The following is a 17,991-nucleotide window of genomic DNA, read 5'->3' on the forward strand; positions in this document are numbered from 1 at the left end:
CCCAAGGGAGGGACGGGATCCGTTGCCCGGGGTCGCGCGGTTGCCCGCACTCCTGCGGACGGCCGGGCTGCCGGTGACCCTGGACGTCCAGGGGGAGCACCGCGACCTGCCGCCCGCCGCCGATCTGACCGTCTACCGTGTCGTGCAGGAGGCTCTGACCAACACCATGCGCCACGCCGGCGCCACCACGGCGGCGGTGACGCTGACGTACGAGAAGGGAGCGGTGACGGTGCGGGTGGACGACGACGGCAGGGGCAGCCGGGCCCCGCGCGGGCACGGCCTGACCGGCATGGCCGAACGCGTCGCCGCCGTCGGCGGCCTGCTGACCACCGGGAACGGCCCCTCGCGCGGGTTCCGCGTCACCGCCCGGCTGCCCGCGTGATCACGGTCCTGCTCGCCGACGACCAGCCCCTCGTCCGGGCCGGGCTGCGGGCGCTGCTCGACACCGAACCCGACCTGACCGTGGTCGGCGAGGCCGCCGACGGCGCCGAGGCCGTCCGCCTGGCGGGAGAGCTCCGCCCCGACGTGGTGCTCATGGACGTCCGCATGCCGGAGCTCGACGGCCTCGCGGCCACCCGCGCCCTCACCGCCGCCGGCCTGCGCGTCGTCGTGGTCACCACCTTCGACCTCGACGAGTACGTCTACGAGGCGCTCCGTTCCGGTGCCAGCGGCTTCCTCGTCAAGGACGCGGAACCGGCCGAGATCCGGCACGCGGTCCGGGTCGCCGCCCGAGGTGACGCCCTCCTGTCGCCGGGCGTCACCCGGCGGCTGATCGAGGAGTTCACCGCCCGCCCCGCCGCCCCCGACGACCGCCGGCTGGCCGCGCTGACCGGGCGCGAACGCGAAGTACTGGCGCGCGTCGGACGCGGCCTCACCAACGCGCGGATCGGCGACGAACTCCTCATGAGCCCCCTCACCGTGAAGACCCACGTCAACCGCATGATGGCCAAGCTGTCGGTCCACGACCGCGCCCAACTCGTCGTGATCGCCTACGAAACCGGCCTCATCCGCCCCGGAGGCTCCGCCTGAGACTTCGCCGGCGGCGGGCCGGGATGTCCCGGCGGGATGCGGCCAAGACGTCCCGGGGCGTTCCTGGAGCCTGGCTGAGATGTCCTGATGGGTACGGTGACGGGGTACCGCGGGCGGCGTAGGCGTTCGCCCGCGGTGGGCGGACGACCGGGAGCGGCCCGCGTTCCTACGGTCGCCGCATGATTCGCTTCTGTATCCGCCACCGCCGGCTCGTGGTCGTGCTGTGGCTGGCGTTGTCCGCGGCCCTCATCGCGGCCGCCGCCGCGTGGCCGGGCCCCGCGGACGACGACTTCACCCTCCCGGGATCCGAGAGCCAGCAGGCGGCCGATCTGCTCGGCGGGGCCGCCCCCGTCGAGCCGCCGGGCGCCCTCGTCGTCTCCGCCCCGTCCGGGGTCGACTCCGCCGCGGTACGCGGGCCCGTCACCGGCCTGCTCACCCGCATGGACGCCGTCCCAGGCGTTCGCGTGCTCACCGGGGACCGGCGCGTCTCCGCGGACGGGACGGTCGCCTCCATCCCCCTCGACTACCCGGACGAGGCCACGATCCGGGAGCTGGGCGAGCTGCGCGACGCCTTCCGGGCGGCCGGTGTGACCGCCGAGCTGTCCGGCGACGACTTCGCCGACTCCACCCCCGGCGGCCTTACGGAGGGCCTCGGGCTGCTGACCGCCGCGGTGGTGCTGCTGGTGGCGTTCCGTTCGCTGATCGGGGCCGTGCTCCCGCTGGTCGTGGGCGTGATCGGGGTGGCCTGCGGCGTCGCGCTGCTGTCGGTGCTCGGCCACCTCGTCCCCACGCCCGGTTTCGGCGTCTACCTCACGATCATGCTGGGCCTCGGCGTCGGCATCGACTACGCCCTCCTCATCGTCACCCGCTTCCGCACCGCCCTGGCCGATCCGCCGCCCCCCGCCCAGAGGGGAGAGCCCCGGAACGCCGGGAGCGTTGAGGGGGCCGTTGTGGAGGCCATGCGGACGGCGGGGAGGTCCGTGTTCTTCGCCGGCCTCATCGTGATCGTCACCGGGTCCGGCATCCTCTTCCTCGGCCCGTCGCTCGGCGGCGGCATCGCCCTGGCCGCGGGCTGTGGCGTTCTCATGGTGATGCTCGCCGCCCTCACCCTCCTGCCCGCCCTGCTCACGATGATCGGCACGGGGATCGACCGGTTCTCACTGCCACGCCGTGCCGAGCGCACGCCGCTGTCGTACCGATGGAGCCGGGTGGTCCAGCGCCGGCCGTGGACGGCCGCACTGGTGGCGCTGACGGCGCTCGCCGCGCTCGCCCTGCCCGCGACGCAGTTGCGGGTCGGCTGGTCCGACCCCGGAGACCGTCCCGTCACCGACACCACCCGCCGCGCGCACGACCTGCTCGCCCAGGGGTTCGGCCCCGGCATGGCAGGCCCGCTGATCCTGGCCGTCGCCCCGGCCACCGACGCGCCGACCCAGGACGGCGAGGCGGCACCCCCAGATGACGAGACGACCGCCTCGGACGGCGACGCGGGGGCGTACCGAGACAGGGCGGTGGCGTCGGCGGCCGGTGTGCCGGGGGTCGCGCGGGCGTTCCCCGTGGGGGAGCGGGCCGCGATCGTCATCCCCGACACCGGGCCGCAGGACGAGCGCACCGAGGACCTCATTCGGCGGCTGCGCGCCGACCTGCCCGAGCGGGTGCTCGTCACCGGCTCCACCGCCGCCGCCCTCGACTACGCCCGCCACTCCGCCGAACGCCTCCCCTGGGTGGTCGGGGCGGTGCTGCTGGCCGCGTTCGCCCTGCTCACCCCCGTCTTCAGGAGCCTCGTCCTGCCGGTCAAGGCGATCGCGGTGAACCTGCTGTCCATCGGCGCCGCCTACGGCGTCATCGTGGCCGTCTTCCAGTTCGACGTGCTGGGCCTGGGCACGGAGGGCCCGATCGACGCGTGGGTGCCGATGATGTTGTTCACGGTCACGTTCGGCCTGTCGATGGACTACGAGGTGTTCCTGCTGTCGCGGATCAGGGAGGAGTACCTTCAGGACGGCGACAACGGCCGCGCGGTCGCCGCCGGTCTCGCCAAGACCGCCAGGGTCATCACCGCCGCCGCCACGATCATGTTCTGTGTCTTCGCCGCTTTCGGCGCCTTCGACGACCGCGCGCTGCGCGTCATGGGGGTCGGGCTGGCCGTCGCGGTGCTGGTCGACGCCACAGTGGTGCGCCTGGTCCTGGTGCCCGCCGTCATGGAAGTGCTCGGTGCGCGCAACTGGTGGTTCCCCAGACTGGCCTTGCGGAGGCTGACACTCAGGAGGAATGTTACGTAATATCCGAACATCACGAGCGTTGGGGGCGCCAGGGTGCCAGGACAGAACGTGGGTGTGGTCGTCGATCCGGCGGTACCGCCGGAGGTTGCCGGACTGCTGCGTGCCAACGCCCCGCTGTTGTCCAGGATCAGAGCCGGATGGGTGCCCCCTGCCGCCGCGGCCGAGCCGCGCCGCCGCGGCCCCTCGGGCGCGGTGTTACTGGCCGCCACCCCCGTCATGATCGCGCTCATGGCCGTACTGCTCGCCGGCCCGCTGGCACCGGCCGGATTCGTCCTGCTCGGCATGTACGTCTTCGTCGTCCTGGTCAAGATCGCCTCCATGAGCGAGGTCCCCGAGGACGACCGTCCGCACGAGCGCACCGTCTACGAGCAGGCCCGCTGGTACGACGGCCGCTTCCTGCTGCACGACGACTTCGACCATGAGGCCGGGAAGGTGCTGGCCAGGGCCCAGCGCGCGATCGGGTCGGTGCTGCGCTCCCACGTCAACGCCGAGGGCCTGCTCGACGACGCGCGCAACGCCATCATGCTGCCCGCCCAGGAGTGGGAGATCGCCCGGCTGCTGGCCAAGCTGTCGGCGCTGCGCATGGAACACCGCGACCTGCTCATCCGGGGCATCGCGCCCGAGGTGGCCGCCGTCATCGAGCCGCTGGAGCGGGCCCTGGCCGAGAGCGAGTCCGCCGTGGTCGCCCGCGTCGAGGCCCTGGAGCGCTACGCCGGCCACGTCGCCGAGGCCGAGCGCGCCTACCACGCCCGCGCCCAGATCGAGGAGCTGCGCGCCAAGCTGCCCCGCTACGAGGAGCTGCTCGCCGAGTCCGGCGCGGACGCCCAGGCCGTCCCCGAGATCGACCGCCTGTCCGAGGACGCCGACACGCTGGAGCGCACCTTACGACGCAGTGTCCGTTCGGCTCATGAAGCGTTCCGCTATCTCGAAAGCTGACCGACGTGCCCGGACGCCAGGCGAAGCTCATAGTCGATCCGGCGGTGCCCGACGACGCCGCGGCCCTCCTGCGCGACAACCGCAAACTGCTCGTGCGCATCCACGCGGGATGGGCGCCCGCGTACAAGCGCTCCAGGTCCGTGGCCGACGTGACCGTCCGGCTGGCGGCCACCGCGGCGGCCGTGGCGGCCGCGGTGTACGGCCTGGCGCTGTTCCTCGCCGAGCGCTACACGCCCTTCGCGGTGATCATGACGCTCGCGGCGCTGCTCGTCGTCGGCGTCCTGCTGCGGCCCCGGCCCGACGCGGAGGTCGAGCGGCGGCACACGCTGGAGGCCGACGTGTACGACACCGCCCGCCGCCACGAGGGCCGCTACGTCGTGCGCGAGCAGCTCGACGAGCCCGCCAGGGCCCTGATGTCGCGCGCGCAGGCGGCCATCGACGAGGTCATGAGCTCCGGCGTGAACGCCGACGGCCTGCTGGACGGCGTCCGCAACGCGGTCATGCTGCCCGCCCAGGAGTGGGAGATCGCCCGGCTGCTGGCCAAGCTGTCGGAGCTGCGCTCCGAGCACCAGGACATCGTCTCCGAGGGTGTCACCCCCGAGGTGGCGGCCGTGGCCGAGCCGCTCGCCCACGCCCTGGACAGCAGCCAGGAGGCGGTGCTCGCCCGCGTCGAGGCCCTGGAGCGTTACGCCGGCCACGTGGCCGACGCCGAGCGCGCCTACCGCGCCGGGAAGCAGATCGCCCGCCTCAGCGCCAGGCTGCCGCGCTACGAGGAGCTGCTCGCCGAGTCCGGCGCCGACGGCTCGGCCGTGCCGGAGCTGAGCAGTTTGTCCGACGATGCCGACCGTCTTGAGCAGGCATTACGTGACAGTGTCAGTTCAGCGCACGAAGCTTTCCGCCATCTACATGACTGACTTCGCTTAGGATCCGGTTCGTGGCGGATGTCGTGGTAGACCCCGGAGTACCGCCGGACGACGCCCAGCTGCTCAGGGAGAGCCGGCTGGTGCTTCTCAAGATGCGCCGCGGCTGGGCGCCCCAGCCGAGGCGGGTGCTGTCGGGCACCCGCTACCGCGCGGTCGTCGCCTTCGGCGCGGTCGCTCTGTTCGGCCTGATGCTGGGGATCGGCGGCCTGAGCCGCGGCGTCGGCATGCTGCTCCTGCTGCTCGGCCTGCCCCTGATGATCGTGGTGTTCGTGCACAACGACGCCCCCGAGGACGAGCAGGACGAGCACGACCGCCAGGCCTACGAGCACCTGCGCTGGTACGAGGGCCGCTACGTCCTCCTGGAGGACCTCGACGAGTCCTCCCGGCGGCTGCTCGCCCGCGCCCAGCGCGCCATCGCGACCGTGACCGGCTCCCGCGTCAACGCCGACGGCCTGCTCGACGACGTGCGCAACGCGGTCATGCTGCCGGCCCAGGAATGGGAGATCGCCCGGCTGCTGGCCAAGCTGTCGGACCTGCGGGCCCAGCACCGGGAGACCGTCTCACGCGGGCTCACCCCCGAGGTGGCGGCCGTGGCCGAGCCCCTGGCCAGGGCACTCGACAGCAGCGAGGCGGCCGTGCTGGCCAGGGTGGAGGCCCTGGAGCGGTACGCGATCAACGTCGCCGAGGCGGAGCGCGCGTACACGGCCCACCACCAGATCCAGGAGCTGCGCGGCCGGCTGCACCGCTATGAGGAGCTGGTCGCCGAGACGGGGGCCGACGTCTCCTCCGTGCCCGAGCTGGACCGCCTCGCGGAGGACGCCGACCGGCTGGAACGGGCGCTGCGGCGGAGCATGAGCTCCGCCCGCGAGGCGTTCGGCTACCTCGACCCGGGGCCCGCGTAGCCCGCGGTCTGCAGCAGCAGGTCGCAGAGGGCGTCGGCGGCGTCCACCCGGCCCAGCTTGCCCGCCGCCTGCCCCATCGTGTGCCGCAGCTCCGGGTCGGCCAGCAGCGGCATGAGCTCCGCCAGCAACATCTCGCCCGTGGGGTGCGGCTCCAGCAGCGCCCGAGCCGCCCCGGCCTCGGCCAGGTAGCGGGCGTTCTTGCGCTGCTCGTCGCCGCCGGTCGGGATCAGCGGGATCAGCACCGACGGCCGGCCGATCGCGGTCAGCTCCGACACCGTGCCGGCGCCGCTGCGCGAGATCACCACGTCGGCCGCGGCGAACAGATCGGCCAGCTCACTCCCGACGTACGGCACCGGGTGGTAGCGGTCGGCCAGCTCGGGAGGCAGCGCCACGGCCCGCATCTGGTCGATCCACGCGGGCCCGCACTGGTGCACGACCTGGGCGTGCTCCAGCAGCCGCGGCAGGATCTCCGCGATCAGCGTGTTGATCTGCTTGCTGCCCTGCGCGCCGCCCGTCACGTAGATCAGCGGCACCTCGAACGTCAGCCCGAACAGGTCGTAGGCCGCCGCCCGGTTGCCCTGCAGCAGCTCCGGCCTGATCGGGTTGCCCGTCACCACGGCCTTGGCCCGCGCCGCGGCGGGCAGGTGGTCGAGCGACGACTCGTGCGACAGCGCGATCCGGGTCGCGAGCCGCGACAGGATGCGGTTGGCCAGCCCCACCACGGTCGTCTGCTCGTGCATCACCAGCGGACGGCGGATCAGCTTGGCCGCCACCCCGATCGGCACCGCCACGTAGCCCCCGGTCGACAGCACCACGTCGGGCAGGAAACGGGCGGCGTGCCCGATCGCCTGGAACACCCCGACCGGGATGCGGAACACGTCGGCGATGTTGGTGCCGAGCTCCTTGAGGTTGGGGCGGCGGCGCAGCTTGCCGGTGGTGATCGCCTTGAACGGGATGCCGTGCTCGGCCGTGATCCGCGCCTCCAGGCCGCCGGCCGTGCCGACCCACAGCACGTCGTGCGGCACCTGACGCCGCTGCACGGCGGCCAGCGTGGTCAGGGCCGGGTAGGTGTGACCACCGGTGCCGCCGCCGGTGATCAGCAGTCGCAGGGTTCGTGACATGCGATCAGAGTATGGCCGCACAACGGAAGCCGGTGTGCCCGGTCGAGGAGTCGGGCGTGTTCATCGTGCGGGCCGCGACGCGGTAGCGGTTGCAGTAGGAGTCGTGACACATGTACGACCCGCCGCGGATCACCTTCGCCGTGCCCTGCGCCGGCCCCGCCGGGTTCTCGGCGTACGGCTCCCACGTCGTGTCCCACCAGTCGGCGGTCCACTCCCAGACGTTGCCGGCGACGTTGTAGAGGCCGTAGCCGTTCGGCGGGAACGACTTCACCGGCATCGTGCCCTTGCTCGGCGCGGTCGGGAAGTGGCCCTGCCAGATGTTGCACCGCTGCCGGCCCTTCGGCGCGAGCTCGTCGCCCCACGGGTAGCGCTTGCGCTCCAGGCCGCCCCTGGCCGCCATCTCCCACTCCGCCTCGGTGGGCAGCCGCTTGCCCGCCCAGGCCGCGTACGCGTCGGCGTCGTTCCAGGACACGTGGACGACCGGGTGGTTCTGCCGGTCGCCGATCGAGGAGCCCGGGCCTTCCGGCGAGCGCCACGAGGCGCCCTCGACGCCCACCCACCAGGGCGCGTCCGGCACGGTGGCGTCCATCACGCCGCGCGTGGCGAACTGCCGGAACACGAACGACCAGCCGAACCGCTCGGCCTCGGTCACGTACCCGGTCTCCTTGACGAACGTCGCGAACTGCGCGTTCGTCACACACGCCGGATCGATCAGGAACGGCTCGAGACGGACCTCGCGGACCGGCCCCTCGCCGTCCTCGGGACGCCCGTCGGGGTCGTCACCGCCCATCAGGAACGTTCCGCCCGGGATGCGTACCATGCCGCGCGGCGCCGTCCGCCGCGCGGGAGTCGCCACCACCGCCGGGAACGGCCCCGGGGCGGAGTCTCTGCTCGGGCCACAGCAAGCGCTCAAAGATCCCCCAAACGTGTCATGACACCATGGAAGGGTAGTGCCTGCGGCATGCCCACGATCACCCGGCCGACCCGGGTCACGCCCGCTCAGGCGCTGGCCGTGGCCACCGCGCTGGCGCTGCCGGCGCTGGCGCAGGGCGTCGTCGTACGCAGGCCCACGATGGTGCGTCTGGCGGCGCTCGCCGACGCGGACGGCCGCGCGGTCCGGCTGCTGCGCCGGCTGCGCGCCGAGCACGGCGACGCGCCCCTGCTGGTGCCGGTGCCGGGGCGCGGCCACGCCGTGCTGCCGCTGGCCTCGCACGACGTGCTGGCCGTCCTGGAGGACCGCGCGTTCACCCCGGCCACCCGGGAGAAGCGCGGCGCGCTCGCCCACTTCCAGCCCGACGGCGTGCTCATCACGCCCGACCACGGGCTGCGCGAGCGGCGGCGGTCGCTGAACGACGAGGTGCTCTCCACCGACCTGCGCCCCTTCGCCCGCGTCGTCGAGGAGGAGGCGGCCACGCTGCCCCGCGAGGGCGTGTTGACCTGGCAGGTCTTCCACGCCGCGCACTGGCGGCTCGTGTGCCGCATCGTGCTCGGCGACGGCGCCCGCAACGACGTCACCCTCGTCCGGCAGCTCGACCGGCTGCGCCGCGACGCCAACTGGTCGTCCCTGCGCGGGCAGCGCACCGACGTGCGCACCGCCTTCCTGCGCCGGCTGCGCGGCCACCTGGCGCGGGCCGAGCCCGGCAGCCTCGCGGCGACGCTGGCCGCCGCGCACGCCCCCGCCGACGTGCACGCCGACGGGCAGGTGCCGCACTGGTTGTTCGCCTTCGACGCCGTCGCCATGGCCGTCTACCGGGCGCTCGCCCTGCTCGCCGGCCATCCGGCCCCGCCCGCCCACGACCTGCTGCGCGCGGCCGTGCTGGAGTCGCTGCGGCTCTGGCCCACCACGATCGCCATTCTCCGCGAGGTCATCGGGCCCAACCCCTGGGACGCGCCCGAGGGCACGCTGGTGGTGATCTACAGCCCGTACGTCAACCGGGCCGAGCCCGGCTCCTCCTACCGGCCCGAGCTCTGGGTGGACGGCGGCGACACGTGGGCGGGAGTGCCCTTCAGCGCCGGGTTCGCGCGCTGCGCGGGGGAGGAGCTGGTGCTGTTCACCGCCGCGACGCTGCTGGGCGCGATCCTGCGCGAGCGCGAGCTGAGGCCGTCGGTGCGGCTGGAGGGCGCGATGCCCGGCACGCTCGACCACTTCCACCTCCGTTTCGCCGTGAAAGCGGCAGACCGGTAGCGTTTTCCCATGCGACTAGGCGTGCTGGACATCGGTTCGAACACCGTTCATTTACTGGTTGTGGACGCTCACCGCGGCGCCCGCCCGATCCCGGCCTACTCGCACAAGGTCGAGCTGCGACTGACCGAGTACCTCGGCAAGGACAACCAGCTCGGCAGGCCGGGCATCGAACTGCTGGGCAACTTCGTGGCGGAGGCCGTCGGGCTCGCCGAGGACAAGGGCGTGGAGGACCTCGTCGCCTTCGCCACCTCCGCCGTACGGGAGGCCCCCAACGGCGAGGAGGTGCTGGCCGAGATCGACGCCCGCTGTGGCGTGCACATCCAGGTGCTGTCGGGCCGTGACGAGGCCAGGCTGACGTTCCTGGCCGTGCGGCGCTGGTTCGGCTGGTCCTCGGGGCGGATGCTGGCCTTCGACATAGGTGGCGGCTCGCTGGAGATCGCCGCGGGAGTGGACGAGGAGCCCGACATGGCCGTGTCGTTGCCGCTCGGCGCCGGGCGGCTGACGCGCGACTGGTTCACCGGCGACCCGCCGTCCGCCGACGAGGTGCGCAAACTGCGCAGGCACGTACGCACCGAGATCGCCCGCACAGTCGGCGGCGTGGTCAGGTACGGCGTGCCCGACCGTGCCGTCGCCACGTCCAAGACGTTCAAGCAACTGGCCAGGATCGCCGGGGCGGCGCCGTCCAGCGAGGGCCTGTACGTCTCACGCTCGCTCTCGCGCGAGGCCATGGCCGAGTGGGCGGTGAAGCTCACCACCATGAGCTCCGCCGAACGCGGTCAGCTCCCCGGCGTGTCCGAGGGCCGAGCCATGCAGCTGGCGGCCGGAGCCCTGGTCGCCGACGCGGTCATGGACCTGTTCGAGGTCCAGCGGCTCGACGTGTGCCCGTGGGCGCTGCGCGAGGGCGTGATCCTGCGCCGGCTGGACCTCCTGCCCGGACGGCTCGACCCGATGAACGGTGGGATGGAGTAAGCGTGATCTATCCCCATTTATTGGCATAAAAAGCTGGGTGGCGGGCATCTTGCGCTGAATGTTGACAGTGCTCGGCACGATCGCCTCGCTGATGATCGTCGCCATCCTCGTGGTCCTCGCCGTGCTGCTCATCTCGGCCGTCACGATGGCCGCACTGCTGGCTACAGCGGCCACGCTGGTCCGCTGGCACGCGCTGTGGCTCCGGCTGACCCGGCGCCGATCACAGCGCCGATCACAGGGCCACTCGCAGCGCCTGTCACAGGGGGAGCCCCGGCTGCCGCTCAAGCTCAGCGGGGACACCGTGCCCGACCGCCTGCGGGCGGACCTGAGCGGGAACGTCCCCCTGGTACGCCGGCGGCTGACGCTCGGGGGCGCGCGCCCGGCCGGACGCGGGAGCGGACATGGAAGGAGCGGCGCGGGTTCCCACCGCTCCAGGCTCCACCTCCCGGTGACGGCGGAGCGCCGCACGCGTACCGAGGCCTGAACGGAGCGGAGGGCGGAGGAATTCGCCCGCGTTCAGTCCCCGAGCCTGGACGGCGGGGAGCGAGGCCTGATCCCCAGCCGGTGGCGGCAGTTCGAGCTCGTCGCGTCGCCGCGGGTCTTCGTCGGCGATGCGAGTCATTCGCCTAGGCGATGGGTGCTCGCCCGAGTAACATGGACGTGCATGACGTAATGATCTTTAGATGATAGCCCATGTTGCTTGGAGTGGTGGCGTATGTCCGGTGAAGAGACCGAGGGCAGGACGGGGGTGCGGGTTCCAGACGGGGCGCCGGCGCTTGTCGCGCTGCTCAACTCCCGCCCGCACGCGACGCCCGTGTTGCCGGACACGCTGGACGATCCAGAGTCGGCGTGGAGGATTCTCGGGCCGTTCGGTCTGTCCGGCGGGGAGCAGGTGTCGGACGAGCAGCTCGACGCCGTCCGGGCACTGCGCTCCGCCCTCATGACGGTTGTCGAGGGGACTGACGAGGAGGACACCGCCCGGGGATGGGAGGCGGTTACCGCCACGGTGGAGAGCGTGACGTTCCGGCACCTGTTCTCCGGCGGCGAGGTGGCACTGCGGCAGGTGACAGGCCACCCGCTGGTCGGCCGGATCGCCGCGGTCGTGGCGCGACTCGTTCAGGACGGCACCTGGTCGCGTATCCGGATCTGCGGGAACGAACGGTGCCGGGCCGTGTTCTATGACGCCACGCGCAGTCGTACGCAGCGCTGGCACTCGTACGACCTGTGCGGCAACCGTGCGAACGTGGCCGCGTACCGGGCACGCAAGAGCACGTCGCGAACTGCCGCCAAGCCGGTGTCGTGACGCCCCGACTCAGGCGGCGGCGAGACCCCGGGCGGTTGTCAGCTCCTCGCCGGTGAAGGGCCCGGGGCGGCCGGCCTCACGGCCGTTCGCTGTCGAGAAGGGCGAGAAGCGGTGCCATGTAGCGTTCGCCGGCCACCGCGCCAAGTGGTACGGCCTGTTCGGCGGCGGCGAACGCGCCCGGATCGAGGTCGCCCGCCGTGCCACCCAGAACGTCCGCCAGCTGGCGCCTGGTGCGCGCCCCGACGAGCGGGACGATGTCCGGGCCCTGCGCGGCGACCCACGCGATGGCGAGTTGGGCCACGGTGACGCCGTACGCCGTCGCCGTCCGGCGGAGCGCGTCGACGAGCGTGAGGTTGCGGGGCAGGTTGGCCCCCGGGAAGCGGGGCAGCGCGTTGCGGAAGTCCTCGGGGGGCAGCCGCCGCTGTCGTGCCTCGGACCAGTGGCCGGAGAGCAGCCCGCGCGACAGAGGTCCGTAGGCTGTCACGGTGATGCCCAGTTCCCGTGCGGCCGGGAGGATCTCGCGCTCCATGCCGCGGGAGAAGAGGGAGTACTCGATCTGCACGTCGGCGACGGGATGGATGGCATGGGCCCGGCGCAGTGTGCCGGCGCTGACCTCCGACAGGCCGATGGCCCGGACGTAACCCGCCGTGACCAGTTCGCCGAGCGCGCCGATCGTCTCCTCGATCGGCACATCCGGATCGGGCCTGCCGGGCTGATAGACGTCGACGTAGTCGGTGCCCAGACGGCGTAGTGAGTAGGCGAGCGCGTTCTTGACGGCGACCGGCCGGCTGCCCGGCCCGGACCAGTTGCCTCCGGGTTCCCGCAGCGCACCGAATCTGATGCTGATCAGGGCCGACCCGCGGTGGTGCGTCGCCTGGACCGAGACGGCGTGACCGGGCGGTCCGGAACCCGCACCCGAGGGGGCGCCGGACCACCGCGGCCACGCCACGGACAGCCGTCAGGCCGCCAGGGCCTTCACCATCTCGTTCGCCAGCGGGGCGGACGAGGCCGGGTTCTGGCCGGTGTGGAGATTGCGGTCGACGACGACGTGGGGCGCGAACGCCTCGCCCTCCTGGAAGTCGATCCCCAGGGCGATGAGCCGGTCCTGGAGAAGCCACCTGGCCCGGTCGGCGAAGCCCGCGTGGGTCTCCTCGACGTTGGTGAATCCCGTCGCGCGATATCCGGCGAAGGGGGACCTGCCGTCGGCCGAGGCGGTGGCGAGCAGCGCGGCGGGGCCGTGGCACACGATCCCGAGAGGTTTGCCCGAGGCGAGCGCCGCGACCAGCATGATGCTTGGTCCCGTCGGCGAGCGTCCAGTGGTCGCGCCCGTCACAACGACAAGGATCTTGGACATGGTCTCGTTTCTTCTCGTGAGGGCCGGTACTACTGGGCCTGGGACTGGCCCGGAGTGAAGAGGATCTTCCCCGAACGCCCCGGCCGCTGTGCGTGGGCGAGGGCCTCGTGGTGCTGGTGGAGCGGGTAGGTGGCCTCCACGGCCACACGCAGCACGCCCTGTTCCACGAGTTCTGCGAGCTCGCCGTAGATCTTTTCCAGCTCCTGGCGTGGGGTGGTGGCGATCCAGTTCAGGATGAAGAAGGAGCGCAGGGACAGACCGCGGTAGATGAGATCGGGGAGGGGCAGGGCGGGGGACTGGCCGGTGGCCGACGAGAAGGCGACGACGCTTCCGCCGGTCTCGACCGAGCCTGCGACCGCGGCGACCTGGTCCGAACTGCCGGTGCCTTCGAGGAACAGGCGCAGTCGGTGGTCGCCGAGAGCCTTGGCGAGGCGGTCCTCGAGGCCGTCTCCATCCAGCACCACGGCGTCGGCGCCGAGTTCGCGCACCTGCGCGGCCGCCTTCTCGCGGCGGACGATCGCCAGCGTCCTGACTCCGGCCCGCTTGGCCAGGGCGATGACGTACTGTCCCACCGCGGAGTTCGCGAGGTTCAGACCGATCCAGTCGCCGGGGCGGAGGGTCACGTAGTCGTTGAGCAGGGCATGTGCCGTCGCCGGGTTGACCGGCAGCATGGCGAGCTGAAGCGCGTCAGCCGAGTCGCCGACGGGGACGACCTGGCGCGCCGGCACGACGACGCGATCCGCCCACGTGCCGTGGGCGAACGTCGGAAGGATGAGCACACGGCGGCCGAGCAGGGACCGATCGGCCTGGGGGCCCGCCTCGATCACGCGCCCCACGCCCTCGGCGCCGAGCGCGGCGGGGACATCCGGGTAGACGCCGAACCAGCCGGCGGCGAAGAGCACGTCGGCGTGGTTGACGGGGGCGGCTTCGACGGCGATGAGCAGATCGTCGCCGGTCGGGGCGGGGACGGAGTCGTTGCTGAGAGAGACGGTCTCGCCGAGGTCGCCGCCTACGGCCGTGAGGATGAGGTGACTCATGTCGCTGGTTCTCCTGGTCTTGCAAGGAAGCCGTAATGGTCTTTGGCGCTTTGCCGATTACATGCCTATCACGAGTGATCGAGTTCGTAAAGCTCTATTGGCCATAGACCATGTTCGGTCCGGCGTCCAAGACGACTGGTCATATTACTCGGAGCGCGTTGTGCCACGGCCTCCCGTCGGATGGCGGGCCTCAGCGCGGAGAGGACCTTCGTGCTTCCACACCCCTCCGGATCTGAGCCTCGTGGACCAACTGACTGACACGGAAACACAAGGTGTGGTGAACTACATAGCTGTAACTACTAGATGTTGTGGTACAACGCTAGAGACACCTGGCCCGGAGCGCAGCCAATAGCACCCTTGTTCGAAGTTGTTCCTGGTCAGTAGGCGTGTCGTGACACTATGTCTAAGCTTCGAAGTGCACCTGGCTGGCCGATATAAGGCCGACAACCGGGCGCTGCCGCATCTGCGGGGCGCGCTCACGGGCTCGCTGGCCGAGAGCGGACGCGCGCAAGCACGCCGTAAGTGAGGCGGGGTCACGTCGTCGTAACGGTGACCACGGATTGCCGATCAGATCTCGTCAAAGTAATCCTCGGCGGCCTGTCGGATCTGCACCAGGCGCTTTGAGACCGCGCTGTGATTGGCGTATCCGAGTATGTGGGCAATCTCAGTCTTCTTGGTCACCCCGCTGTTGAGCAGCACCACGATTTCCCGATTGCGGGCATCGAGCAGTGCGAGGAAGTCGTTGGTGACAAGGTTGCCCAGCACCTCGCTCTCTGGCCCTTGCACAGGGGTGGTGTCGGTCAGCTCAACGAACTTCACCGTGATCTTGCGTCGCTTGCCGTGCAGCTTGCGTTCGAAGTCCTCACGCGCGTACGACCAGTGGCTGGAAAAATCATCCTCAACCCGATGAGAGCGGACGGCCTCCAGGATGCCGCGAAGGCGGCCGGTCTGGTCAGCGGCCTCCACAGTCTCGACGAGCGCGTCGCGGGCATCGTCCTCGCCGAACCACACGGGTCCGCCCATCCGTGGGTTGCCGGCCACTGCCCCGCTAAGCAGGCTGCCGTCCTCAAGGGTGACTGGGCCAGGAGTCTTGCCCTTGTCGACCTCGGGAAAGTCGCGCAGTCGGTCCTGGATTGCAACGGTTACCGCAGGCACCCAAAAGTCCAGGTTGTGAGCCAGCAGCCGGATCGGGTCGTCCGCTGAGAACGCCTTCATCTTCGACCCCGACATCAGGTGTGGCCACACCGTCCACGCCCAAGCGCGGGCAAGCTGTGCTTCGAAGTCGCGCGGCAGGAATTCGTCGATGTCCACCCAGTCGGCGATGAACGGCCACTGACCACCACGCAGCAACGGGAGTCCGAACATCTCCAAGACGCGCTTGGGCAGGAGGTGAAACAACGGCGCATACTCGAAGTGCCGCGTCCGTGTCCGTGGCACGAACGTGACGTTGACGTCGCCAAGGTCGGCAATCTTCGCCATCGGCTCCGGAAGGTCGTTCAAGTCGAAGAAGCGGCGCCGGAACTGGGCTGCCTCCCACAGCATGTTCCATCGGCCTACTGCACCTGTGAACTCCAGGTCACGGGGATAGGACATGCGTAGCGTCACGTACTCCGGCGGGGCAGGTTCGAGCGGGCGGACCACACCGCCGAACAGGAATCCGGCTGAGATGTTCCGTAGGTATGGGAACTCCTCCGGGGTAGCCTCGGCCTCGGGGAGGAACACGTCGTCGTGACGCCAGGCCAGCAGCTCGGCTGCAGTTGGCTCGCGCTCGTCGCTCACGTCGTCCTCCGTGATCCGCTGGTCTGTGCGTTGCCGGGTCTGCTCGCTGATTTGAGTCATGCCTATCTCACGACAGTCGCAGCGGATTTCGTTCCGAGCCCTGCGACGGTGCCTCTACGTCAGGACCCGCCGGCCAGGATCGAGGCCATACGGTAGGCGGCGTGGCCATCGAGCTTGCGGCGGCCGCGGTCATAGCGCTTGGTGGTGACCGGTGAGGCGTGCCCGAGCAACTCCTGCACGTCGGCGAGCGGCACTTTTGCGTCGAGCAGGGCCGTGGCCGCGGTGGCCCGGGCGGTGTGCGGGGTCAGGCCCTTCGCATCGACACCGGCGGCCGTGGCGGCCCGGCGCAGCGCGGTGGTCATGCGCCAGCGGTCGAACGGCCGCCCGTCCTGACGGGTGAACAGCAGCGCGTCGGCCGCGCGGCCCTCGCGCAGCGGGTCGAGCAGGGCGCAGACGCGGGGCGGCACGGGCACCCGGTCGACGGTGCCGCCCTTGCGCCGGAACACGATGACGCAGTGCCCTGCGTCATCGCGGACCTGGCCGATGGTGAGGGCGACCAGCTCGCCGACCCGCAGGGCGCAGACGGCCAGCAGCGCGACCGCCGCGGCGTCGACCGGGTGCTCAGCGGCGATCGCCTCGGCCCCGTCGACGAGCGCGGTCTGCTCGGTCACGGTGCGGGCCGGAGTGGTGCCCACTGTGGAGACTTCGGGGCGGTCGACGGGCTCGGCAGGGTTGGTGGCCAGCATCCGGCGGCGTATGGCGTAGGCGTACAGGCTCGACAGCGACGACAGGCGGCGGGCGACCGTGGCGGCCGAGAGCGCCTTGCCCGGGCGGGCGACGCCGGCGCGGGCCTGCCCGGTGCCGAGCTGATCGCGGTAGTGGTTGAGGTGATCTTCGCTCACCGCCAGCAGGCCGACGCCGGGCAGCTCGGTGTCGAGCCAGCGGCAGAACGCGGCAACGTCGGCCAGGCGGGCGCGGCGGGTGGAGACGGTCTTGCCCGCCTTGAGCCAGGCGGCGACCGTCGACCACTCGCGTTCGGGCAGTGCGTCGACGGTGTCGACGTCGGCGCCGGGCACCTCGCCGCCGTCGCCTTTGGTACGGCGGGGTGACAGGCCGACGATGTCGCCGACGGTGCGCACCATCGGGTCGGGCAGCGCGACGGCGCCGGCTGCTGGCCGGTCGATGGCGGGGCCGATGATCGCGGTCGGCATGATCTCGGTCACGCGCCGCAGCATCTCACATAATTAGCATTGTGTGAGAGGTCCGGTGCGGACCGAGTGCCACACGATCCGGGTCGAGGACCGGCGGACAGCCGTTGGCGCTGCGAAGGATCTTGATTGCACTGAGCTGAGGCTGCCCCTGGTCTCGACGCTTCCTCAGAACGTATTTGAGAAGGACTAATTCTGGGCGGGCAGGTACGAACCGCTGGTATGGAGTGGCAGCAGCCCTCGCAGGTGAGGCAACGTGCCGTGGTACCGATCAGCCCGGCGAACCATGACCTTGGCGCTTGACCGGGTGACGTTCGTAGCCGCGACAGGCGACGGGCGTGAGGCAATGTACGGAGATTTCAGATCAGTAAAGCGCGCACTCCCACGGCTCAAGGTCTGGCTCTTCGGGAGGGAGTTCGCCAGTGCAGTACAGGTAGAGCCACGTGGCTGCCCGGCGCTCGGCGTACTTCTCGTTGATCGGCAGTCCCTGCTCGTCAAGTTCGAGGACGTTGGCGAAGACGGCAAAGCAGGTCTCCATCTGGGACGGCGAGTCCTTCAACTCGTCCCAGTAGTTGATGCCCTCAAGCATGGGATGACCGACCGAGCCGCGGGCAACCCACCCCGCGAAACGACGGATTGCCCCTGATGCGCCATGACTGAGCTGGGAAGACATGCGCGGAACCTACTCTCTGAGATCGTGTTTGAGGCGGCGCCAATTCGCTGGGCAGGCAGGTACGAACCGCTGCTGGCGAGTAGCAGCACCTCGCGGGTGAGGCGGCGCGCCATGGTACCGATCGCGGCCCAGCGGATCATCGGCTATGCGGTGGCCGGGGTGGTGAACCGCGCCGGGTTTCGTGGAGACTCGGCTACTTGGTTTCTGCCGCGGTCGCTGCGGCTTGTTGGTGACGGTAGTGGATCGCTTCGTACTCTGCGGGTGGGATGTCGCCGCAGGCGGTGTGCAGCCGGCGA

At 71.1% G+C, this 17,991-nt stretch carries 18 protein-coding genes; 10 read left to right on the forward strand and 8 right to left on the reverse strand.

The genetic code is table 11. The features are described 5' to 3' along the window. The 6 genes from E1286_RS37080 to E1286_RS37105 form a co-directional block, all read left to right on the forward strand. Nucleotides 1-382: sensor histidine kinase (locus tag E1286_RS37080; RefSeq protein ID WP_342776299.1), on the forward strand; the 382-nt coding region annotated here is incomplete at its 5' end. Further along, nucleotides 379-1,029 carry a response regulator gene (locus tag E1286_RS37085; protein ID WP_132620272.1) on the forward strand — a complete coding sequence of 217 codons (651 nt, stop codon included), beginning with the start codon at nt 379-381 and terminating at the stop codon, nt 1,027-1,029. The genes E1286_RS37080 and E1286_RS37085, both read left to right, overlap by 4 nt. A gap of 179 nt (nt 1,030-1,208) precedes the next feature. Then, nucleotides 1,209-3,305 carry an MMPL family transporter gene (locus E1286_RS37090; protein ID WP_132620274.1) on the forward strand — a complete coding sequence of 699 codons (2,097 nt, stop codon included), beginning with the start codon at nt 1,209-1,211 and terminating at the stop codon, nt 3,303-3,305. 48 nt (nt 3,306-3,353) lie between these two features. Then, nucleotides 3,354-4,241 (forward strand): hypothetical protein, encoded by an 888-nt coding sequence (locus E1286_RS37095; protein ID WP_246075497.1) that lies wholly within the window; start codon nt 3,354-3,356, stop codon nt 4,239-4,241. Nucleotides 4,242-4,246: 5 nt separating this feature from the next. Beyond that, the gene (locus tag E1286_RS37100; protein ID WP_132620276.1) at nt 4,247-5,155 is read left to right on the forward strand and encodes a hypothetical protein; all 909 of its coding nucleotides are present in this window, start codon (nt 4,247-4,249) and stop codon (nt 5,153-5,155) included. A 20-nt stretch (nt 5,156-5,175) separates the two neighbouring features. Then, nucleotides 5,176-6,066 (forward strand): hypothetical protein, encoded by an 891-nt coding sequence (locus E1286_RS37105; protein WP_132620278.1) that lies wholly within the window; start codon nt 5,176-5,178, stop codon nt 6,064-6,066. Here the strand turns inward: E1286_RS37105 and E1286_RS37110 are convergent. Both E1286_RS37110 and E1286_RS37115 read right to left on the reverse strand, forming a co-directional pair. Next, the gene (locus tag E1286_RS37110; protein WP_132620280.1) at nt 6,042-7,187 is read right to left on the reverse strand and encodes a UDP-N-acetylglucosamine--N-acetylmuramyl-(pentapeptide) pyrophosphoryl-undecaprenol N-acetylglucosamine transferase; all 1,146 of its coding nucleotides are present in this window, start codon (nt 7,185-7,187) and stop codon (nt 6,042-6,044) included. The genes E1286_RS37105 and E1286_RS37110 overlap by 25 nt on opposite strands. Before the next feature lie 4 nt (nt 7,188-7,191). Then, the gene (locus E1286_RS37115) at nt 7,192-8,007 is read right to left on the reverse strand and encodes a formylglycine-generating enzyme family protein (RefSeq protein ID WP_132620282.1); all 816 of its coding nucleotides are present in this window, start codon (nt 8,005-8,007) and stop codon (nt 7,192-7,194) included. 141 nt (nt 8,008-8,148) lie between these two features. Between E1286_RS37115 and E1286_RS37120 the strand changes: the two genes are divergently transcribed. The 4 genes from E1286_RS37120 (at nt 8,149) to E1286_RS37135 (ending at nt 11,644) form a co-directional block, all read left to right on the forward strand. Beyond that, nucleotides 8,149-9,372 (forward strand): cytochrome P450 family protein, encoded by a 1,224-nt coding sequence (locus tag E1286_RS37120; protein WP_132620284.1) that lies wholly within the window; start codon nt 8,149-8,151, stop codon nt 9,370-9,372. 60 nt (nt 9,373-9,432) lie between these two features. Then, on the forward strand, nt 9,433-10,341 hold the full coding sequence (locus E1286_RS37125) for a Ppx/GppA family phosphatase (RefSeq protein ID WP_246075498.1): 909 nt from the start codon (nt 9,433-9,435) through the stop codon (nt 10,339-10,341). Between the two features lie 58 nt (nt 10,342-10,399). Continuing rightward, a complete protein-coding gene (locus E1286_RS37130) occupies nt 10,400-10,825 on the forward strand; it encodes a hypothetical protein (RefSeq protein ID WP_132620288.1) in 426 nt (141 codons plus the stop codon). Nucleotides 10,826-11,056: 231 nt separating this feature from the next. Further along, nucleotides 11,057-11,644: a CGNR zinc finger domain-containing protein gene (locus tag E1286_RS37135; RefSeq protein ID WP_132620290.1), complete on the forward strand. Its 588-nt coding sequence runs from the start codon at nt 11,057-11,059 to the stop codon at nt 11,642-11,644. A gap of 76 nt (nt 11,645-11,720) precedes the next feature. Here the strand turns inward: E1286_RS37135 and E1286_RS37140 are convergent, their stop codons facing one another. The 6 genes from E1286_RS37140 to E1286_RS37165 all read right to left on the reverse strand — a co-directional run bounded on the left by E1286_RS37140 (nt 11,721) and on the right by E1286_RS37165 (nt 17,695). Continuing rightward, nucleotides 11,721-12,593 (reverse strand): aldo/keto reductase, encoded by an 873-nt coding sequence (locus E1286_RS37140; RefSeq protein WP_246075499.1) that lies wholly within the window; start codon nt 12,591-12,593, stop codon nt 11,721-11,723. Between the two features lie 9 nt (nt 12,594-12,602). Then, entirely contained in the window at nt 12,603-12,998 is a 396-nt protein-coding gene (locus E1286_RS37145) for a type 1 glutamine amidotransferase family protein (protein WP_223190787.1), read from the reverse strand. A 29-nt stretch (nt 12,999-13,027) separates the two neighbouring features. Continuing rightward, a complete protein-coding gene (locus E1286_RS37150; protein WP_132620293.1) occupies nt 13,028-14,035 on the reverse strand; it encodes a zinc-dependent alcohol dehydrogenase family protein in 1,008 nt (335 codons plus the stop codon). 567 nt (nt 14,036-14,602) lie between these two features. Beyond that, nucleotides 14,603-15,814 carry a sigma-70 family RNA polymerase sigma factor gene (locus tag E1286_RS37155; RefSeq protein WP_132620294.1) on the reverse strand — a complete coding sequence of 404 codons (1,212 nt, stop codon included), beginning with the start codon at nt 15,812-15,814 and terminating at the stop codon, nt 14,603-14,605. Nucleotides 15,815-15,933: 119 nt separating this feature from the next. Then, nucleotides 15,934-17,037, reverse strand: coding sequence for a tyrosine-type recombinase/integrase (locus E1286_RS37160; RefSeq protein WP_132620295.1), 1,104 nt, complete (start codon nt 17,035-17,037; stop codon nt 15,934-15,936). Nucleotides 17,038-17,386: 349 nt separating this feature from the next. After that, nucleotides 17,387-17,695 carry a DUF7677 family protein gene (locus tag E1286_RS37165; protein WP_132620296.1) on the reverse strand — a complete coding sequence of 103 codons (309 nt, stop codon included), beginning with the start codon at nt 17,693-17,695 and terminating at the stop codon, nt 17,387-17,389. Nucleotides 17,696-17,991: the final 296 nt, after the last annotated feature.

Origin of the sequence: Nonomuraea terrae, assembly GCF_004348995.1 — a bacterium.
Classification (GTDB): Bacteria; Actinomycetota; Actinomycetes; order Streptosporangiales; family Streptosporangiaceae; genus Nonomuraea; species Nonomuraea terrae.